Origin of the sequence: Pelagirhabdus alkalitolerans (genome assembly GCF_900096905.1) — a bacterium.
Taxonomy (GTDB): domain Bacteria; phylum Bacillota; class Bacilli; order Bacillales; family Amphibacillaceae; genus Pelagirhabdus; species Pelagirhabdus alkalitolerans.
The window spans coordinates 1-15178 of sequence record NZ_FMYI01000005.1 but is presented as its reverse complement, the minus strand read 5'-3'; the positions used below and the strand labels follow the sequence as shown (position 1 = coordinate 15178).

The 15178-nt window shown below is 38.3% G+C and carries 17 protein-coding genes and 10 tRNA genes; 26 read left to right on the top strand and 1 reads right to left on the bottom strand.

Translation table 11 applies throughout. The features are described from left to right. Positions 1–30: 30 nt before the first annotated feature. On the bottom strand, positions 31–753 hold the full coding sequence (locus tag BLR62_RS07390) for a rhomboid family intramembrane serine protease (RefSeq protein WP_342706539.1): 723 nt from the start codon (positions 751–753) through the stop codon (positions 31–33). Between the two features lie 165 nt (positions 754–918). Here BLR62_RS07390 and acpS point away from each other — a divergent pair, with 165 nt between their 5' ends. The 26 genes from acpS to BLR62_RS07260 all read left to right on the top strand — a co-directional run bounded on the left by acpS (position 919) and on the right by BLR62_RS07260 (position 15082). Continuing rightward, a complete protein-coding gene (gene acpS, locus BLR62_RS07385; RefSeq protein ID WP_090795339.1) occupies positions 919–1278 on the top strand; it encodes a holo-ACP synthase in 360 nt (119 codons plus the stop codon). 48 nt (positions 1279–1326) lie between these two features. Then, complete coding sequence (locus BLR62_RS07380; protein ID WP_090795337.1) at positions 1327–2844, top strand: NAD(P)H-hydrate dehydratase; 1518 nt, start codon at positions 1327–1329, stop codon at positions 2842–2844. Between the two features lie 47 nt (positions 2845–2891). Further along, positions 2892–3899, top strand: a complete 1008-nt coding sequence (locus BLR62_RS07375) for a LolA family protein (protein WP_090795335.1) — start codon at positions 2892–2894, stop codon at positions 3897–3899. Between the two features lie 129 nt (positions 3900–4028). After that, a complete protein-coding gene (gene alr, locus BLR62_RS07370) occupies positions 4029–5150 on the top strand; it encodes an alanine racemase (protein WP_090795333.1) in 1122 nt (373 codons plus the stop codon). Between the two features lie 135 nt (positions 5151–5285). Next, the gene (locus tag BLR62_RS07365; protein WP_245719430.1) at positions 5286–5561 is read left to right on the top strand and encodes an antitoxin; all 276 of its coding nucleotides are present in this window, start codon (positions 5286–5288) and stop codon (positions 5559–5561) included. Between the two features lie 4 nt (positions 5562–5565). Next, a complete protein-coding gene (locus tag BLR62_RS07360; RefSeq protein ID WP_090795331.1) occupies positions 5566–5916 on the top strand; it encodes a type II toxin-antitoxin system PemK/MazF family toxin in 351 nt (116 codons plus the stop codon). Positions 5917–6116: 200 nt separating this feature from the next. Beyond that, complete coding sequence (locus tag BLR62_RS07355) at positions 6117–6962, top strand: RsbT co-antagonist protein RsbRA (RefSeq protein ID WP_090795720.1); 846 nt, start codon at positions 6117–6119, stop codon at positions 6960–6962. 4 nt (positions 6963–6966) lie between these two features. Continuing rightward, positions 6967–7323 carry an STAS domain-containing protein gene (locus tag BLR62_RS07350; RefSeq protein ID WP_090795329.1) on the top strand — a complete coding sequence of 119 codons (357 nt, stop codon included), beginning with the start codon at positions 6967–6969 and terminating at the stop codon, positions 7321–7323. Positions 7324–7325: 2 nt separating this feature from the next. Then, positions 7326–7727: an anti-sigma regulatory factor gene (locus BLR62_RS07345; RefSeq protein ID WP_090795326.1), complete on the top strand. Its 402-nt coding sequence runs from the start codon at positions 7326–7328 to the stop codon at positions 7725–7727. Positions 7728–7745: 18 nt separating this feature from the next. Then, positions 7746–8759, top strand: coding sequence for a PP2C family protein-serine/threonine phosphatase (locus BLR62_RS07340; protein WP_090795325.1), 1014 nt, complete (start codon positions 7746–7748; stop codon positions 8757–8759). Positions 8760–8815: 56 nt separating this feature from the next. Beyond that, entirely contained in the window at positions 8816–9151 is a 336-nt protein-coding gene (locus BLR62_RS07335) for an STAS domain-containing protein (protein WP_090795322.1), read from the top strand. After that, complete coding sequence (gene rsbW / locus BLR62_RS07330; RefSeq protein WP_090795321.1) at positions 9152–9628, top strand: anti-sigma B factor RsbW; 477 nt, start codon at positions 9152–9154, stop codon at positions 9626–9628. It begins immediately after the preceding gene. Beyond that, positions 9600–10391, top strand: a complete 792-nt coding sequence (gene sigB / locus BLR62_RS07325; RefSeq protein WP_090795319.1) for an RNA polymerase sigma factor SigB — start codon at positions 9600–9602, stop codon at positions 10389–10391. The genes rsbW and sigB overlap by 29 nt, the downstream gene beginning before the upstream one ends. Next, positions 10391–10981: a SpoIIE family protein phosphatase gene (locus BLR62_RS07320; RefSeq protein ID WP_090795317.1), complete on the top strand. Its 591-nt coding sequence runs from the start codon at positions 10391–10393 to the stop codon at positions 10979–10981. The genes sigB and BLR62_RS07320 overlap by 1 nt, the downstream gene beginning before the upstream one ends. A gap of 135 nt (positions 10982–11116) precedes the next feature. Beyond that, positions 11117–13288 (top strand): Tex family protein, encoded by a 2172-nt coding sequence (locus BLR62_RS07315; protein ID WP_090795314.1) that lies wholly within the window; start codon positions 11117–11119, stop codon positions 13286–13288. Between the two features lie 110 nt (positions 13289–13398). Continuing rightward, complete coding sequence (locus BLR62_RS07310) at positions 13399–13860, top strand: SprT family protein (protein WP_090795312.1); 462 nt, start codon at positions 13399–13401, stop codon at positions 13858–13860. A gap of 183 nt (positions 13861–14043) precedes the next feature. Next, positions 14044–14118: transfer RNA gene (locus BLR62_RS07305), tRNA-Asn, on the top strand. A gap of 4 nt (positions 14119–14122) precedes the next feature. Beyond that, positions 14123–14213: transfer RNA gene (locus BLR62_RS07300), tRNA-Ser, on the top strand. An 18-nt stretch (positions 14214–14231) separates the two neighbouring features. After that, a tRNA-Glu gene (locus BLR62_RS07295) sits at positions 14232–14306 on the top strand. 19 nt (positions 14307–14325) lie between these two features. Further along, positions 14326–14402: transfer RNA gene (locus tag BLR62_RS07290), tRNA-Asp, on the top strand. An 8-nt stretch (positions 14403–14410) separates the two neighbouring features. Continuing rightward, positions 14411–14485 (top strand) — tRNA-Gln (locus BLR62_RS07285). A gap of 100 nt (positions 14486–14585) precedes the next feature. Beyond that, a tRNA-Lys gene (locus BLR62_RS07280) sits at positions 14586–14661 on the top strand. A 26-nt stretch (positions 14662–14687) separates the two neighbouring features. After that, a tRNA-Leu gene (locus BLR62_RS07275) sits at positions 14688–14774 on the top strand. 56 nt (positions 14775–14830) lie between these two features. Then, positions 14831–14907, top strand: a tRNA-Arg gene (locus BLR62_RS07270). Between the two features lie 18 nt (positions 14908–14925). After that, positions 14926–14999 (top strand) — tRNA-Gly (locus BLR62_RS07265). Positions 15000–15005: 6 nt separating this feature from the next. Further along, positions 15006–15082: transfer RNA gene (locus BLR62_RS07260), tRNA-Ile, on the top strand. Positions 15083–15178: the final 96 nt, after the last annotated feature.

Sequence of the window (15178 nt, the reverse complement as noted above, 5' to 3'; positions counted from 1 at the left end):
TCAGACTGAAAACTGAGCTTGCTTTTTGCTTTATAATACAATACCGCTTAATATACCTAAAACGGCAAGGATTAAAATAATCCACCATATAATTGAGGATGTATTACGACTAACGCGGAAACGTTTTTTGTTCCAACGATTTGGATCAAATTGGACACCGCCAGCAGTTTTTCGTGGTTTTCTTACTGATCGCCTAATATAATATGGCGTCATATTCATGGTAACGAGTGGCCCGAATGCAAATCCTCCAATAAATCCAAATAAATGGGCAGCTTCATTAATGCCTGGCCGTAAAAATGTCATAATCAATCCAATCACGACAAAAACAAAGATAATCTGGCGACTAGCTGGATCGACCCACTTTGGTGTAAAGTAAACCATATAAATGAGAAGTCCGAGTAAGCCGTAAATCGCACCAGATGCCCCGAGGTGAAATTGAGTAAGCTCTGTATCCACTAGATAAGTGAAGATATTACCCGCAATCCCACTACCGAGATAGACCATAATAAATTTTAATTTTCCAAGCATATGCTCTAAAGCGGGTCCGAATAAAATTAACGCAAATGAATTAAACAGTAGGTGACCGATTCCTTGCCAATCATGTAAGAAGATAGGTGTGACAAAACGCCAATACTCCCCTTGACTAATGGCGAAATTAGATCCAATTCCTAAATTATAGGCTGTGATCCCGATCGATGTTTGTAAAAACATCAATAACCACACGATGACTTGTATCGCGATAATAGAAGACACTATAGGGTAAAATTTTATAAAATCTTGAAATGATTCATTTCGAAAAAACATAGGTTAGCTCCTTTGTAGTGATGATACTCAAATCATACTGTATCTTTGTTCGTCTTGACAAATCATATCATTTGTATCCCAATTATACTATACTAATGCTAAGAAGGTGATCGAATGATTAAAGGAATTGGTATTGATATTATTGAAATTGATCGAATTAATGCGTTGCTGTTAAGGCAACCTCGGACAGTAGATAAGCTATTATCTGAAAGAGAAAAAGAACTTTATCTTTTGAAAAAGAATCAGCGTTCCAAGTGTGAGTTTTTATCAGGACGTTTTGCGGCCAAAGAAGCGTTTAGTAAAGCGATTGGAAGTGGAATTGGTAAAGTAAGCTTTAAAGACATTGAGGTATTATCAACAGGGACTGGTCAGCCAGAAATTCATTATAGTCATGATCAGACATACGTAACCCATGTTTCTATTTCACATAGTGAATCTTATGCTGTTGCACAAGTTGTATTGGAACAATCATAAACATGATTTTTCTATCATATAGTGTAACGCGGGTAGGAGGGAGTTTTAATGAATTGCGTGACCGCACAAGAAATGTATGAATTAGATCGAAAGGCTATCGACGTTTATCACATCCCGGGTGTCGTTCTAATGGAAAATGCAGGTGTGGCAATGACAAACGAAGTCATCAAATGCGTAAAGAAACATCAATCGATCCTGATTCTTGTTGGAGGCGGCAATAATGGTGGCGATGGTTTTGTAATCGCGAAACATTTGATTAACCAAGGTTACCAAGTCCGTGTGGTTCAAGTGGCCAATGATACATCCCTGTCAGATGAATCGCGTCTTCAAAAGAAGATGCTCGAATCATTTGGTGCTCCCATTGCATCTTATTTACCGGATAAACATCTTCGGCAAATTAACCAAGCTGATACAATCATCGATGCTATGTTAGGGATTGGTTTTAAGGGCGAGCTTAGGGAACCTTACCGGACGATTATTGAAGAGGTTAATGCCTCAACAGCTGAAGTTATATCAATCGATCTACCAAGTGGTGTTCCAGCTAACTCACAAGTTGAAGAAGGAATTTGTGCTGTTCAAGCCGATCTGACTTTGTGTATCGAAGCGCCAAAGCCGAGTGTTTTTATTGAAGCCTATACTAACTATTATGGGAATTGGACGGTTGTTAAGATTGGACTGCCTCAAAACGAATTAAAACAATACCCCACACGCGTTTGGAGAATGGAAGATGTCACCGAAACATTAAAGGGTCGCGATCGTTTAAGTCACAAAGGAAGTAATGGTAGAGGGATTATTATTGGAGGCTCCGTTGATATGCCTGGGTCAGTTACGCTTGCTGCAAAAGGTGCGTTAAGGTCAGGTGTAGGATTATTAACAGTTGCAACATATGAATCCGTAGTGCCTATTGTGGCACAGCATATAACAGAAGCAACATACTCACCGTCTATCATGTCTTCTAATTATACACATGAACAATTAACGAGTGCTTTCAGTCAATATGATGCTCTTTTAATTGGAATGGGACTCGGTCGCACGCAGCATACAGATCAATTAATTTCTGCAGCATTAGCATCCAATCTGCCTATTGTCATTGATGCAGATGGCTTATTTAGCTTAAAAAAGTATTTAATAGAATTAAAAGAACGATCAGCACCAACCGTTTTAACCCCTCATCCAGGAGAAATGGCTCAACTTTTAAATCAAACAATTGAATCGATTAAAAAACGTCCATTTGAAATATGTAGAGAATTTGCGAAAACCTATGGTGTTTACCTTGTTTTAAAAGGTGTTTATACAATTGTGACTGATCCAGATGGCAATCAAACAATTAACACCACTGGTAATGCTGGGCTTGCAAAGGGTGGTAGTGGAGATGCTTTAGCTGGTATTATTTTAGGACGAGTATTACAAGGGGGAGCACTTCTAACGAGTTTAGCCAATGCTTGTTTTCTTCATGGACGAGCTGCTGATTTATCTGTTCGTGATCACCATTCAAAAACAGATTTGTTAGCTAGTGATGTGGTTGATTATTTACCTATAGCTTTTCGTGAATGTTCAAATCCGTGAGGCGCGTCTTCATCCCTCTTCTCTGAAGTCGATTTGGAGGAGTTGAAATGATGAAACGATTGTATGCTTTAATAGTTCTTTGCTTTGTCATGTTCGTGCTTCAAGCATGTCAAGAACCGACAAAAGAAGATGTAATAGAAGACCTCGATCAAAAACAACAAGAGTTAAGGAGTTATCATGCAGAGGTGATGATGGAAATATCAACTGGCGAGAATGCACAAGTATATGATATTGACTTATCTTATATGGTTGATGATTTTTATCGAGTCGTTATGAAAAACGATCAATCAGAAGAAGATCAAGTGATTTTAAAAAATGAAGAGGGTGTCTTTGTTTTAACCCCAGCTCTTGATAAACAATTTCGTTTTCAAAGTGATTGGCCAGATAACTTTAGCCAACCTTATTTGTATGCTTCTTTAATTGAAGATGTTTTAACTGATGAGCAGGCAGTGTTTGAAAATGAAGAAGACCGTTTCCGGTTCTCCGTTCAAACAAACTATAAACAAAATGATCAATTAGCTTCTCAAGATATTTATTTTGATAAAAAAACATTAGCCCCGTTATCAGTACATGTTTATGATAAAACAGATCAAGAAGTGGTTAATGTAACGTTTAATTCATTTAGTGAAGGCATTGAGTTTGAAGCTGATTATTTTGAAAGAGAGCTAGATGAATCATTGGATATGCATGATTCTGATCAGGCAGAGGAGTCCTTAGGTGAGATTGATGTCCATTACCCAATGAATACACTCGGAGCTGAGTTAATTGAAGAAACATGGTTTGACGATGAAGATCGTCATCGTGTTATGTTAAGATACAGCGGAGCCAATGATTTTACATTAGTCCAAGAGCTAAAAGAACCTGATGCGAACACCTCTCATGTTATGGCATCTTCAGGTGATGTTGTTTTCTTAGAAAATCAAGAAGGTGTTTTAACTGATCAATCGTTGACGTTTTCAAATTCAGGCGTTGATTATTATTTATCAAGTGAAACCCTTAACCCTATCGAAATGGTACAAGTCGTCGAATCGATGCAACCATCGATGCAAAAATAAAGTAGAGCTTAACGCTTCTACTTTTTTTATTTTCCCTAATAGAAAATCGCTTTCGACTTTTAATTGACAGGTAGCCGTGAACCTTTGATAATAAGTAGATAAACGGATAGAAATAACGGAGGAAAAACAATGAACCAACGACATTTTCGAGATGCTAAGGTTACTGTCAATTTAAATGCTATTGAAACGAACATAAAAAACTTAAAATCTAAAATGAATCAAAGTATTGATGTGATAGCCGTCGTCAAAGCAGACGGATATGGTCATGGTGCTTATGAAGTGGCGAATAAAGCTCTTTCTTCTGGGGCGACTCAGTTAGCTGTTGCTTTATTAGAAGAAGGGGTCGAGTTGAGAGAACAAGGCATCACTGCACCAATTTTAGTTATGGGCTGGGTAGGTGCTGAACATGCGCCAATTGCTCTAAAGTATGATTTAACCTTGACGGTCTTTCAAAAAGAATGGCTAGATGAATTTAATCAACTAGACTTAGAAGGACGTGTTGGGCTCCACGTTAAATTCGATACAGGTATGGGGAGGTTAGGGATCAGAACAGCGAATGAGTTAAACGCCTTTCTAGATTCAGTTGATCCTGAAAAAGTGCATATAACCGGATTATATACACATTTTGCAACAGCGGATGAAGACTCACTAGACTATTATAACCTTCAACAAGAACGCTTTTTATCTATGTTAGAAATTGTTGATCAACGATTTGATACGCGACCATACACACATGTTGGAAACAGTGCTGCTGGCATGCGTGATATTGGTCACTTATACGATGGTGTGCGTTTTGGTATCGGGATGTATGGCTTGTATCCTTCTAATTATTTGAATGAGCATCGCCCTTTTCATCTAAAGCCAGCTTTGTCATTAACGACAGCTTTGACACACGTTAAAAAAATGGAACCGAATGAAGCGATCAGCTATGGTGCAACGTATAAAACAGAAAAAGAAGAATGGATAGGGACGATTCCAGTCGGTTATGCTGATGGTATTCAAAGGCGTTTTCAAGGTAGTCATGTACTGATTAATGGAAAGCGGATGGAAATCGTGGGGCGTGTGTGTATGGATCAATGTATGGTTCGACTTGATCAGCATTATCCTCTAGGGACAGAAGTATGTTTAATTGGCAAACAAAGGAATGAAGAGATCACAATGGAAGAAATAGCTAATCATTTAGGGACAATCAATTATGAAGTCGCGTGTTTATTAACGACTCGATTACCAAGATATTTTATCGAAAGTTAAAAATAAGAGAACGCTCACATTTATTTGGGCACTATTTATAAAATATTCGAAAAACTCCTTTGCAACTGGTTTTGACAATGATATGATAGAGGGGACATTAATTATAGGACTGTAACTTTGGTGGAGGTGTCTGTTTTGTCGAGTAACGTAGAAGATGTTGTGGTACAAATGCCTAAAAACCTTCTTTCGGATATAGAAGGTTTGGTCGGTGATGATGAGCTTGATTTAAATGAGTTGATCGTTGAAGCAACTAAGGTTTATGTGAAGAACCAGAAGGAAAAGCACATTCGCGAATCCATGCAACAAGGTTACATGGAAATGGCTAAAATTAATTTAAACATTGCTTCGGAATCTTTTTTAGCTGAAGAGGAGGCAGAAACAACCCTAGAGCGCTTAGTGAGCGGGGTGTGATGTCTTGAAAGTAAAAAGAGGCGAAGTCTATTTCGCTGATCTTTCTCCAGTTGTTGGCTCAGAACAAGGAGGGGTGCGCCCGGTATTGGTCATTCAAAATAATATTGGTAACCGCTTCAGTCCAACGGTGATCGTTGCAGCTATTACAGCTCAAATTGAGAAAGCAAAATTGCCCACCCATGTAGAAATTGAAGCTTTAGAATATGGCTTCGAACGTGATTCAGTTATTTTACTTGAACAAATTCGAACGATCGATAAACAAAGGTTAACGGACAAAATTACACAACTTGATGATACCATGATGGAAAAAATTGATGCTGGATTAGAAATTAGTCTAGGTCTTACGAACATCTAGTTCGTCATTAAAAAAGAGGAGCGCTTGTCAATGAATTCTGGACAAGTGCTTTTTTTGTACCTCTTATCTGTTAAGTTAAGCTATAACTGGTATTCAATCGCCATAAATGATAGATTAGTATGTAAGAGATGAAAAAAGTTGTATAAAAATTTAATTACATAAAGGTGGTCATAACGGTGTCGAGTCGTATAAATACAATTATGATGGAGAATAGTGACGTCATCATAAAAAATTGGTTGGAAATTGTATCTGAAAAAAGAAAAAATGATTATACGTCTTCCATATCAGAAGAGTTATTTCAAAGTACTAATCGTGAATTTGTAAATGTTATTTTTAAGAGCCTTGACCAAGAAGGGTTAACAAAAGAACTTGAAGACTTCTCAGAACGACTAGTTAACTTAGGCTGGCCACTGTCTTACTTAACGGATGGATTACAAACGTTTCGACGTGTTGCGATTGATTTTATTTTAAGTCAAGGTGAGCAAATTGATACCGATTATTTCTCGCGCATTTTAGATAAAGTTGATAGCTGGGTAGATCCGATTATTAATAAATTAGTTAATGAATACTCAGGGAGCTGGGAACATACCGTTTCACTTCAACGTGTAGCACTTCAAGAATTATCAGCACCACTGATTCCGGTTATGCGAGACATTACGATCATGCCACTGATTGGGACAATTGATACTGAACGTGCAAAGTTAATTATGGAAAACTTATTAGATGGTGTGATTAAACATAATGCAGAAGTCGTTTTAATTGATATAACAGGCGTTCCTGTCGTTGATACGATGGTCGCTCACCATATCATTCAGGCCGCTGAAGCAGTGCGTCTAATTGGTGCGACTTGTATCTTGGTCGGTATTCGACCGGAAATCGCTCAAACAATTGTGAATTTAGGTATTGATCTTGGTAAATTCCCAACCAAATCTTCACTTCGAAAAGGTTTTGAAAAGGCACTTGAATTGACGGATCGAGAAATCGTAAGACACGAAGATCGTAATCAAATGATTGAAGATATTATGGAATCTCTAGAAAAGGAGTGAGCACATGCGCATCCCAATACTAAAACTACAAAACTATTTACTCATTTCAATTCAAATTGATTTAGATGATCAAACGGCAATCCAATTTCAAGAGGATTTATTAAATAAAATTTATAAGAGTGGGGCAACGGGTGTCGTGATTGATTTAACATCGGTTGATATTATTGACTCTTTTATTGCAAAAGTTCTTGGTGATGTTGTAACAATGTCTGACTTAATGGGTGCTCGAGTTGTTTTAACAGGGATTCAACCGGCTGTAGCGATGACGTTAATTGAACTTGGTATTCACATGCAAGATGTACAGACAGCGCTAGACTTAGAACAAGGATTGGTTAAACTTCGCCAGGAACTGGAGGGGTAGTGATGGAACTAAAGCCCTGCGTAAACATACGACAAGAATGGGATATTGTAGGAGCAAGGCAACTCGGGCGTGAAAAAGCTAAAGAACTTGGTTTTGGCACGGTAGACCAAGCCCGTATTGCGACTGCGATCTCAGAACTAGCTAGAAATATTTATTTGTATGCAGGAACTGGAAAGGTCGAGTTTGAAATTATCGATCAATTTGACCGTAAAGGTTTAAAGATTGTAGCGGCTGATGAAGGGCCGGGCATACGAGATGTAGGAGAAGTTATGCAAGACGGCTATTCAACTTCCGGTGGTTTAGGCGCCGGACTCCCAGGCGTTAAACGATTAATGGATTACTTTGACATTCGTTCAGAGAATGGTGAAGGAACCGAAATCGAAGCAATAAAATGGGTTAGATAATGGAGTGGGGGTGTGCTGATGGAATCGGTAGAACTCGATTTAGAAAATTACCGTAAACTACTAAAAGAATATTTATTAACTAACGATGAAACAGCTCTCTATCAAGCCGAGCAATTCAGTAAATTGTCTGTACAGCACAATATTTCTCCAGAAGAAATTATCCATGTGCACATCGAGGCGCTAAAAGAATTATACCCTGGTATGATTCCAAGAGAAATAAATGATTCACTTAATTTTTTACTAGAAGCTATGATTTCATATGGTCTAGCATTACAGGAATATCAACATTTAAGAGAGCGTCAATCTGAGTTAGAATCAGAAATTTCAATAGCAGCTAATATGCAGAAAACCTTATTATCAACCGTAAAACCAACTATTAAAGGGATTGATATAGGAGCAATCAGTGTGCCGGCAAGTCACATGAGCGGTGATTATTATCACTTTGTTGCCGATACAGACGACACACTAGGTGTTGCGATTGCGGACGTTATAGGCAAAGGGATACCTGCTGCTTTATCCATGTCGATGATCAAATATTCAATGGACAGTTTCCCAGAAAACCAACGCCAACCGAGTGCTATTTTAGAGAATTTAAATCGTGTTGTTGAACGTAACGTTGATCCAGGTATGTTTATTACGATGTTTTATGGCTTGTACGATCCTAAAAGTGAAACTTTCTCATATGCTTCGGCAGGTCATGAACCAGGATTTTATTATCATGCTAAAGAAGATCGGTTTGAAGAAATTGAAGCATCAGGTTTAGTATTAGGTGTCCAAGAACATGTCAATTATGAGCAATCGGTGAGTAAAATCGAAAAAGATGATTGCATTATTTTATTAACTGACGGTGTTACTGAATGTCGAATAGGTGATCGGTTTATTGAACGTGATGAAGTGTTGGAAGTGATTAAGCATTATTTACACTTACCAGCTCAAGAAGCGGTTGAATATGTTTATCGATACTTTGAGCGCTTACAGGATTTTCACCTTAAAGATGATTTCACGTTAATCATTCTTAAAAAAGAAGTTTAAGTTGTATTGACTAGGGAATTACATAAACTAATTGACAAAGTGGAGGGAATAAACGAATGAATATCAATCTAGATGTAGAGTTGGTAGAACAAGAAGAGGCAACGAAGCTTGTTCTGTCAGGAGAAATTGATGCCTATACAGCACCTATATTAAAAGAGTCACTCTTGCCGTTAACACAACAAGAAGGTGCGGAGATCATTGTAGATTTAGAGAAAGTAAATTATATGGATAGTACAGGACTTGGTGTATTTATTAGTGCGCTGAAATCATCTAAAGAGTATTCATCTTCGCTTAAATTAGTCCATTTACAAGATCGTGTACACCGTTTATTTAAGATTACAAGTTTAGATAGTATTATAACGATCGATACAACAGTACGAGGTGGGAATTAAATGGAACGCTTTGATTTTATTGAAATGAAACTACCAGCCAAACCTGAATATGTAGGTGTGATTCGATTAAGTGTCTCAGGCATTGCGAATCGAATGGGATTTACATACGAAGATATTGAAGATTTAAAAGTTGCAATATCTGAAGCAATGACGAATGCAACTGAACATGCTTATGAAGCTTCTGAAGAGGGTGAAGTGACGATTGGTTTCGGTGTGTATGAAGATCGCCTAGAAGTGATGGTAGCTGACCATGGTGGAAGCTTTAGTCTTAAAGAGATTAAAGAAGGTATCGGGCCTTATCAGCAATCAGAACAAATTGAAAACCTTCGAGAAGGAGGCTTTGGGTTATTTTTAATTGACGCTTTAATGGACAAGGTAGAAATAAGAAATGACTATGGCGTGATTGTCCTCATGACCAAAAATCTTCCAATAAATGAGGTGGACATAGATGACGACCAGATCTCAACCACACAATAAACGTGGGGATGAGATTTACCAATGGATAGAGCACCTACAGAACAATCCACAAGATGAAGAAATTCAAGAAAAAATCGTCTTAACCTATCAAGACCTTGTTCATTCAATCGCGCGTAAGTATGCGAAGAATAATTCAATTCATGAGGATCTTGTTCAAGTGGGGATGCTAGGATTATTGGCTGCTATTAGACGGTATGATCCGACATTAGGTAAATCATTCGAATCATTCGCGATCCCTACCATCATTGGAGAGATTAAGCGATTTATTCGAGATAAAACATGGAGTGTACATGTCCCTCGTCGAATTAAAGAATTAGGCCCTAAAATAAAAAAAGCAACTGAACAGCTTACAACAGATCAACAACGTTCTCCGTCAGTTAAAGATATTGCGGACTATTTAGAAGTGTCTGAAGAGGAAGTCTTGGAAACAATGGAGATGGGGCAAAGCTATAAAGCATTGTCTGTGGATAAAAAGATCGAAGCAGATTCTGATGGCAGTACAGTGTCGATCCTTGACTTAATTGGAAATCAAGATGAAGAGTTTGAACGAACTGACTTAAGACTTCTCTTAGAAAAAGTGTTGCCGATCTTATCAGAGCGTGAACAACAAATTTTACAATACACGTATTTTGAGAACCGTAGTCAAAAAGAAACGGGAGAGCTATTGGATATTTCCCAAATGCATGTATCGCGTATTCAAAGACGTGCGCTATTAAAATTAAGAGAAGCGCTTCAAGCTGATGGTATTGGGGTCAATGACTAATGCAAACACCTAAACATGTCGAGGTATCTGTTTATCAAAAGGCGAAAGCTGGGAACTATTACTGCGGTGATAGTTATTATTACTATGAAGATGAGGATTTTTTCATTTGCGCATTAGCCGATGGTTTAGGCAGTGGAGAAATGGCGCATGCTTCATCAAAAGCTGTGATGGATACGTTTAAGGAAAACCCTTATATGTCGACCAAAGAAATGGTTAAAGCTAGCAATGAAGCCCTTGTCAAAAAACGTGGCGTTGTATTAGGTGTGTTAAAACTGGATTATCGATCACAACGGTATACATATGCTTCAATTGGAAACATTGGTTTAATGATGATCAATAGCGATACCGTCAAAACGCGTAATATACCAGTATCTGGTTACTTAGGTGGTTACTCTCGTCAAATGAAAGAAGAAAGTGAGCCATTAAAGGAAGGGACAATTTTTGCCCTGTTCTCTGATGGTGTCGTGTCACGTGATTTATCACATGATCTCTTTAAAAAGAGTCATGTAGACGATATTACAGATGCGTTTAAAGAGCAAATGGTTCAAAAACGAGATGATGATACGACGTTGATTGTTATTAAATATTAAACGGAAGGTCCTTTGGATAAAACCAAGGGGCCTATTTTATTTGTGACAAGGGTTAAATAAGCATCATTTTAAAGCGTATTAGAGAAAATGGAGCGAGTCTGTTAAAATGTAAATGATATGAAGGAGGCTGTACGAATGGATAAAATGATAAATCAAGAAACGATTATAGAACAAGTTGCAAAACAAACAACCTTAAAAAAAGCTGTTGTCAAACAGGTTATTGACTTGTTGGAAGATGGAAATACAGTACCTTTTATTGCGCGCTATCGAAAAGAAGCGACAGGTGGGTTAGATGAAGTTCAAATCAAAGAGGTTAGTGATCAATGGGAGTATGGCGTTCAACTTGCTCAAAGGAAAGAGGAAGTCATTCGCCTAATTGATGAGCAAGGAAAGTTAACGCCTGAATTAAAGCAAGACATAACAAATGCAGAAAAATTACAACGTGTAGAAGATCTGTATCGTCCATATAAACAAAAGCGTCGAACGAAAGCAACCATTGCTAAAGAAAAAGGTTTAGAACCATTGGCTAAACTCATCTTCACCCAAAACATCCGCTCCTTAAAAGAAGAAGCGAATGCGTATCTGTGTGAAGAGAATGAGATCAATACTATAGAAGATGCATTAGTGGGTGCTAGTGATATTATCGCGGAATGGATCGCAGATGAGCCGAGTTACAGGTCATACATAAGAAAAGAAACATATAACCGAGGGCAACTAATGACGGTAGCTAAATCTGAAGATAAAGATGAGAAAAATGTATATGAGATGTATTACGATTACACAGAATCTGTTAAAACGATGGCAAGCCACCGAGTGTTAGCAATGAATAGAGGGGAAAAGGAAGGTGTGTTAAGAGTAAGCCTGTTAACACCAGTTGATACTATTCAATCTTATATTGAACGAAAAGTCATAAAGGAAAAAACGGTTGAAGAAGTGCAACAATATTTGAAAGAAACGATCTCGGATAGCTATAAGCGATTAATCCAACCATCTGTCGAGCGTGAAATTAGAACGCAATTGACAGAAGTGGCTGAAGACAAAGCGATCACGATTTTTTCTGAAAACTTAAAAAATCTATTATTGCAACCACCATTAAAAGGCCAAATGACCCTAGGGATTGACCCAGCGTTTCGTACAGGGTGTAAACTGGCAGTCGTAGATGAAACGGGTCGAATGAATGAAGTTGATGTGATTTATCCAACGGCACCAAAAAAAGACATTGACGGTGCTACGAAAAAAGTATTGTCAATTATTAAACGTTTCGGTATTGAATTAATTGCGATTGGTAATGGAACAGCATCACGTGAAACAGAACAATTTATTTCTGAGCTTATTGAACAGAACAATCTCGATACTCCATATTTAATTGTTAACGAAGCGGGTGCAAGTGTGTATTCAGCATCCAAGTTAGCGCGTGAAGAGTTTCCAGATTTACAAGTGGAAGAAAGAAGTGCCGTGTCGATTGCTCGACGCGTTCAAGATCCGTTAGCTGAACTTGTCAAAATCGACCCTAAATCAATTGGTGTTGGTCAGTATCAACACGATGTTAGTCAAAAACGTTTAAATGAGTCGTTAACCTTTGTCGTTGAAACAGCAGTTAACCAAGTGGGAGTAAATGTGAACACAGCATCAGCTTCACTTTTAGGTTATGTGTCCGGTTTGAGTAAAACAGTTGCGAATAATGTTGTTAAAGAACGAGAAGAAAAAGGGAAATTTACATCAAGAAAAGAATTAAAATCAATTCCGCGTCTTGGCGCAAAAACATATGAACAAAGTATTGGTTTTTTACGCATATTAGATGGAAAGGATCCATTAGACCGCACGCCTATTCACCCGGAAAGTTATACTGTCGTTAAACAACTTCTTAAAAAAGTATCATGCACAACAGATGATTTAGGGACAAATGCTTTACAAACAGCGCTAGCTGAACTTGAAGTTCGGAGTGTATCTGAAGAATTTGATATCGGTCAGTTAACTTTACAAGATATTATCCAATCTCTTTCACGCCCAGAACGTGACCCGCGCGATGATTTACCTAAACCATTGTTAAAGAAAAATGTTTTATCAATGGAAGATCTAAAGCCGGGGTTAGAATTACAAGGGACTGTTCGAAACGTTGTAGACTTCGGCGTGTTTGTTGATATAGGTGTGAAACAAGATGGTTTAGTACACATATCCAAACTTGCCAAACGTTTTGTTAAACACCCAATGGATGTAGTATCCGTTGGAGATGTCGTGACAGTTTGGGTTCAAGAAGTTGATATGAAAAAAGAACGAATTGCATTAACGATGATTAAAGAAGGCTAAAATAACGAGAGACCAGGACAAATCAAATTTGATCTGTCCTGGGTTTATCTGAGTTTTTATAGAAATTTGTAAAAACGAGGATAAGATTATAGAGAGAGGGATATGCTACATTGGACGATAAAAGTTTGCAAATGCTAGTCAACCAATTATCAGAACAATTTTTTCATAAACCTTATTTAGATACAGCTCGATTTAATAGCAGGTTAAGAACGACAGGCGGTCGCTACTTGCCGGATGAACGTGTTATTGAAATCAATCCTAAATACTTAAATGAATTAGGGATGGATGAAGTAGTAGGTATTATAAAGCATGAGCTTGTTCATTATCACCTTCATATTGAAGGAAAAGGTTATAAACATGGCGATGTGTCATTTAAATCTTTATTAAAAGAAACTGGGGCACCTAGGCATTGCCAAGTACTTCCTTCTATTAAGAGACAAAACAAGAAGGTGTATGTTTATGAATGCTCGAACTGCCACTGCATTTATAAAAGGAAAAAACGAATGGATGTATTAAAGTACCGATGCGGAAAATGTAAAGGAAAATTACATGATCTTTCGAATAACTATTGACGAATGTGTTCGTTCGTGATAATTTATTTTAAGTCGACACACACTTTTATGATCCGAGACTTGATTATTCTCTACATAAAGAACCGAAATAAAAAAAGGTTTTCGTAATTTCAAAAAGTTGTTGACACTTAATTGAATATATAGTATATTATTAATCGTCGCTGATTTGAGATCAGTAATTATTCCACAGTAGCTCAGTGGTAGAGCAATCGGCTGTTAACCGATCGGTCGTAGGTTCGAATCCTACCTGTGGAGCCATTACGGAGAAGTACTCAAGTGGCTGAAGAGGCGCCCCTGCTAAGGGTGTAGGCCGTGTAAGCGGCGCGAGGGTTCAAATCCCTCCTTCTCCGCCATTGTTTTTTATAGAACATGGCCCGTTGGTCAAGTGGTTAAGACACCGCCCTTTCACGGCGGTAACACGGGTTCGAATCCCGTACGGGTCACCATTTATTTTATTGAGAATTAGGTCCGGTAGTTCAGTTGGTTAGAATGCCTGCCTGTCACGCAGGAGGTCGCGGGTTCGAGTCCCGTCCGGACCGCCATTTATGTTTGGGCTATAGCCAAGCGGTAAGGCAACGGTTTTTGGTACCGTCATGCGCTGGTTCGAATCCAGCTAGCCCAGCCATTTATTTTTTTGTTTATTAAAGCTTTTATAGTTTTGATATCAACCCTTTAAAACCTTGTGTTTTGAAGGATTTTCTATTGAAACACGTATTTTAAAGATAGAGCCATTAGCTCAGTTGGTAGAGCATCTGACTTTTAATCAGAGGGTCGAAGGTTCGAATCCTTCATGGCTCACCATTTATTTAATTGCTATTCATTGTGTTGCGGTCGTGGCGGAATGGCAGACGCGCTAGGTTGAGGGCCTAGTGGGTGTATAACCCGTGGAGGTTCAAGTCCTCTCGACCGCACCAAAAAATGATTGACAATAAAAAATCACCATGATATATTAATAGATGTCGCTTCATTAGCGCCCGTAGCTCAATTGGATAGAGCGTTTGACTACGGATCAAGAGGTTAGGGGTTCGACTCCTCTCGGGCGCGCCATTTATATAATAGATTGATGCGGGTGTAGTTTAGTGGTAAAACCTCAGCCTTCCAAGCTGATGACGAGGGTTCGATTCCCTTCACCCGCTCCATTTTTTGGGCCTATAGCTCAGCTGGTTAGAGCGCACGCCTGATAAGCGTGAGGTCGGTGGTTCGAGTCCACTTAGGCCCACCATTATTGATCTTTGAAAACTGAACGAAACAACCAGTACGTTAAGAAATGAAGTAAGACAAAAGCTAGTGCTTTTGAACCGAGTTTAGATAAACTTAA